This is a genomic window from Mycobacterium sp., from assembly GCF_040398885.1.
Classification (GTDB): Bacteria; Actinomycetota; Actinomycetes; order Mycobacteriales; family Mycobacteriaceae; genus Mycobacterium.
In genome coordinates this window covers 1-4,268 of the sequence record NZ_JBBATF010000205.1, presented here as the reverse complement: position 1 = coordinate 4,268, position 4,268 = coordinate 1, and the positions used below count along the sequence as shown (strand labels likewise).

The window sequence follows — 4,268 nt, the reverse complement described above, 5'->3', positions numbered from 1 at the left end:
CGGGCGAACTCGGCGTTGATCGACAGCGAGTGGCCGGTGAACACCGGCACCCGCACGCAGGTCCCGCTGACCGCAAGATCCGGGATGCCGAGGATCTTGCGGCTCTCGTGGCGCAGCTTCTGGTCCTCGTCGGTCTCCCCGGACTCGTCGTCGACCAGCGAACCGGCGAGCGGCACCACGTTGAACGCAATGGGGGCGACGTACTTGTTCGGCGCCGGGTAGTCCAGCGCACCGCCGTCGTGCACCAGTTTCTCGGCGCCGTCGATCACCGCGCGGGTCTGGCCGGCCAACTCATCGACACCGGCCAGGCCGCTGCCGGACACCGCCTGGTAGGTGGAGACGATCAACCGCACCAGCCCGGCCTCGTCGTGCAGGGGCTTGAGCACCGGCATCGCCGCCATGGTGGTGCAGTTCGGATTGGCGATGATGCCCTTGGGCAGGGTCTTCCCCCGCACGTCGCGGTCGAAATTGACCTCGCTGACCACCAGTGGGACGTCCGGGTCCTTGCGCCACGCCGACGAGTTGTCGATCACCGTCACCCCGGCAGCGGCGAACCGCAGCGCCTGCACCCGCGACATCGTCGCCCCCGCCGAGAACAGCGCGATGTCCAGTCCGGACGGGTCGGCGGTCTCGGCGTCCTCGACCTCGATCTCCCGGCCCCGGAAGGCCAGCTTGCGGCCCTGCGAACGCGACGATGCGAAGAATCGCACGCTGGTGGCCGGAAAGTCTCTGTCTTCCAACAGCTTTCTCATGACGACTCCGACCTGGCCGGTGGCGCCGACAACACCGATGCCGACCATCTAGCGGCCCGTCCCGGCGTAGACCACAGCCTCCTCGTCGCCGCCGAGGTCGAAGGCCTCATGCAGTGCGGCGACCGCCTTGTCCAGTTCGGAGTCCTTGATCAGCACCGAGATCCGGATCTCGGAGGTGGAGATCAGGTCGATGTTGATCCCGACCCGTGCCAGCGCCTCGCAGAACGTGGCCGTCACACCCGGGTGGCTGCGCATGCCGGCGCCGATCAGCGACACCTTGCCGATGTGATCGTCGTAGAGCACGCTGGTGAAGCCGATGTCGCCCTGCAGCGAGGTCAGCTTCTCCACCGCCTTCGGCCCCGAGTCGCGCGCGCAGGTGAACGTGATGTCGGTTTTGCCGTCCTCCACCTTGGAGACGTTCTGCAGCACCATGTCGATGTTGACGTCGGCGTCGGCCACGGCGCGAAAAACCTTGGCCGCGTAGCCCGGAACGTCGGGGACCCCGACGACGGTGACCTTTGCCTCGCTGCGATCGTGGGCAACTCCGGTCAGGATGGCGTCTTCCATGGGGGTGTCCTCGATAGATCCGGTGACGATGGTTCCGGGTTTGTCGGAGTATGACGACCGGACGTGAATGGGTACGTGGTAGCGGCGGGCGTATTCCACGCAGCGCAGCATGAGCACCTTCGCCCCGCAGGCCGCCATCTCGAGCATCTCCTCGAAGGTGACGGTGTCCAGGCGGCGGGCGTTGGGGACGATCCGCGGGTCGGCGGTGAAGATTCCGTCGACGTCGGTGTAGATCTCGCAGACGTCGGCGGCCAGTGCGGCGGCCAGGGCGACCGCGGTGGTGTCCGAGCCGCCCCGGCCGAGGGTGGTGACGTCCTTGCTGTCCTGGCTCACCCCCTGGAAACCCGCTACGAGCACGATCTGGCCCTCGTCGAGCGCGGCCCGCAACCGGCCGGGGGTGACGTCGATGATCTTGGCGTTGCCGTGCGTGCCGGTGGTGATGACCCCGGCCTGCGAACCCGTGAAGGAGCGGGCCTGCGCACCGAGGGACTCGATGGCCATCGCCACCAGGGCGTTGGAGATACGCTCGCCCGCGGTCAGCAGCATGTCCAGTTCGCGCGGCGGCGGGGACGTGGCGACCTGGCGGGCCAGGTCGAGCAGTTCGTCGGTCGTGTCCCCCATCGCCGACACCACCACGACGACGTCGTTGCCCTGGCGTTTGGTCTCGACGATGCGCCCGGCGACCCGGCGGATGCGCTCGGCGTCGGCAACCGATGATCCGCCGTACTTCTGCACGACGATCGCCACTGTCCGTCCTTCCCGGGGTCGTGGGTTGCCCCTAAGGATAAGGGGGCTGTTGTAGCCGGTATCCGCGGGTAATCTCGCTGCGATGCATGACCAGCCGACGAACCGGCTCGCCGAGACCAGCGTCGTGATCCATCCGCCTATCGCGCAACGCTGGAGTCCGCGTGCCTTCGACCCCGACGCGCAGGTGACAACCGAGCAGGTGACCGCAATGCTGGAGGCCGCCCGATGGGCCGCCACCTGGGGCGGACGCCAGCCGGTCCGCTTCGTCGTCGGGCTTCGCGGCGATGACACCTTCGACACCCTGGCCGGCCTGCTCAGCCGGGGCAACTCCTACGCCAAGGCGGCCTCCGCGCTGATCCTGGTGTGCGCCGACGAGGGCGAGGACGACAACACCGCGCTGTACGGCACCGTGGATGCGGGCGCGGCCGAGGCCAACCTGATCATCGAGGCGGTGTCGCGCGGCCTGATCACCCATCCCATGGCCGGATTCGACGTCGACGGCGCCCGGGCCGCGTTCGCCGTCCCGGATCGGGTCCGGCCGCTGATGGTGATCGCCGTCGGGTCCCTGGCGGACCAGGCCCGGGTGAGCCCCGAGGTCTCGGAGAGGGATTCCAAACCCCGGCAACGACTTCCGCTCGAGGACGTGGCCTTCAGCGGCAGTTGGGGCCGGCCCTGGGCCGGATGACTCAGCCGCCGGGAGCCGCCGAGCTTGCCAACCCGGCCCCGATGGCGAAGGTGGCGACCACCAGAACCAGCGCAGAAGCCGGCCAGACCCACATCCTGCTCCGGCGCCGGGCCGCGCGGATCATGCCGCCCACGCCCACCGCCGCCGCCAGGGCCAGCCCGCCCCAGGTGACCACATAGGCCCAGGTGACCAGCGAATCACGGCAGTCGGCATGGCCGCAGGCGTCGGTCGACATGACGAAGAAGGGCGAGAAGAACAGAGAGACCAGCCCCGCCAGCAACGCCAGCAGGGTCAGCACCACCGACGCCACCCGGTCGGCGGGAGAACGGTGCGGACGGGCGGGCAGCGGAGACGTCACGGCCGCGATTGTGCCTGGTGGGGCAACGGGAGTACAGTACAGGACGTGCAGCGGGTGCTCCTTCTCGGACGCCGCGGCGGGGTCTGATCCAGACTGGCCTCCCGTCGCGGGTTCTCGCGATGCGCCGGTCTGAAGTCCCCTTCGAAACCTTCCGGAGCGATAATCGTGAGCACCCAAGACTTTGGCTCGGTAGACGCCTACGTATCGGCCCGCACCATCAGGACACCCGCCGGCCCGCCACTGCCGGGCCAGCCGGCCTGGAACGCCCAACGCAACACCTCGATGCCGGTGAACCGCTACCGGCCGTTCGCCAACGAGGTCGAGTTGATCTCGCTGCCCGACCGGACGTGGCCGGACACGGTCATCGAGCACGCGCCCGGATGGTGCGCGGTGGACCTGCGCGACGGCAACCAGGCCCTGATCGACCCGATGAGCCCGGCCCGCAAGCGGCGGATGTTCGAACTGCTGGTGCGGATGGGCTACAAGGAGATCGAGGTCGGCTTCCCCTCGGCCAGCCAGACCGACTACGACTTCGTCCGCGAGATCATCGAGCAGGGCGCCATCCCCGAGGACGTCACCATCCAGGTGCTGACCCAGTGCCGGCCGGAACTGATCGAGCGCACCTTCCAGGCCTGTGCGGGCGCACCGAACGCGATCGTGCACTTCTACAACTCCACTTCGATCCTGCAGCGCCGGGTGGTGTTCCGCGCCGATCGCGACGAGGTCAAGAAGATAGCCACCGACGGCGCCCGGAAGTGCCTGGCCGAACAGGCCAGACACCCCGGCACCCGGTGGCGGTACGAGTACTCGCCTGAGTCCTACACCGGCACCGAACTGGCTTACGCGGTGGAGGTCTGCGACGCGGTCGCCGACGTGATCCAGCCGACCCCGGACTGGCCGCTGATCGTCAACCTGCCGGCGACGGTGGAGATGACCACCCCCAACGTCTACGCCGACTCCATCGAGTGGATGAGCCGTAATCTGAATCGCCGCGACGCGATCATCCTGAGCCTGCACCCACACAATGACCGCGGAACTGCCGTCGCCGCAGCCGAATTGGGCTATCAGGCCGGGGCAGACCGCATCGAGGGCTGTCTGTTCGGCAACGGTGAGCGCACCGGGAACGTCTGCCTGGTGACGCTCGGGCTGAACCTGTTCT

At 68.4% G+C, this 4,268-nt stretch carries 5 protein-coding genes; 2 read left to right on the top strand and 3 right to left on the bottom strand.

Features of this window, described 5'->3' with window-relative positions:
- Positions 1-800 (bottom strand): aspartate-semialdehyde dehydrogenase (locus ADBZ5U_RS14695; protein WP_526811415.1); only part of this gene is annotated, 800 nt, incomplete at its 3' end.
- Positions 801-2,066 carry an aspartate kinase gene (locus tag ADBZ5U_RS14690; RefSeq protein WP_526811413.1) on the bottom strand — a complete coding sequence of 422 codons (1,266 nt, stop codon included), beginning with the start codon at positions 2,064-2,066 and terminating at the stop codon, positions 801-803.
- Positions 2,067-2,148: 82 nt separating this feature from the next.
- On the opposite strand from ADBZ5U_RS14690, the gene ADBZ5U_RS14685 reads away from it, so the two are divergent.
- Entirely contained in the window at positions 2,149-2,751 is a 603-nt protein-coding gene (locus ADBZ5U_RS14685) for a nitroreductase family protein (RefSeq protein WP_526811412.1), read from the top strand.
- Position 2,752: 1 nt separating this feature from the next.
- Here the strand turns inward: ADBZ5U_RS14685 and ADBZ5U_RS14680 are convergent, their stop codons facing one another.
- Positions 2,753-3,109: a hypothetical protein gene (locus ADBZ5U_RS14680; RefSeq protein ID WP_526811409.1), complete on the bottom strand. Its 357-nt coding sequence runs from the start codon at positions 3,107-3,109 to the stop codon at positions 2,753-2,755.
- Between the two features lie 165 nt (positions 3,110-3,274).
- Here ADBZ5U_RS14680 and ADBZ5U_RS14675 point away from each other — a divergent pair.
- Positions 3,275-4,268 (top strand): 2-isopropylmalate synthase (locus tag ADBZ5U_RS14675; protein WP_526811408.1); only part of this gene is annotated, 994 nt, incomplete at its 3' end.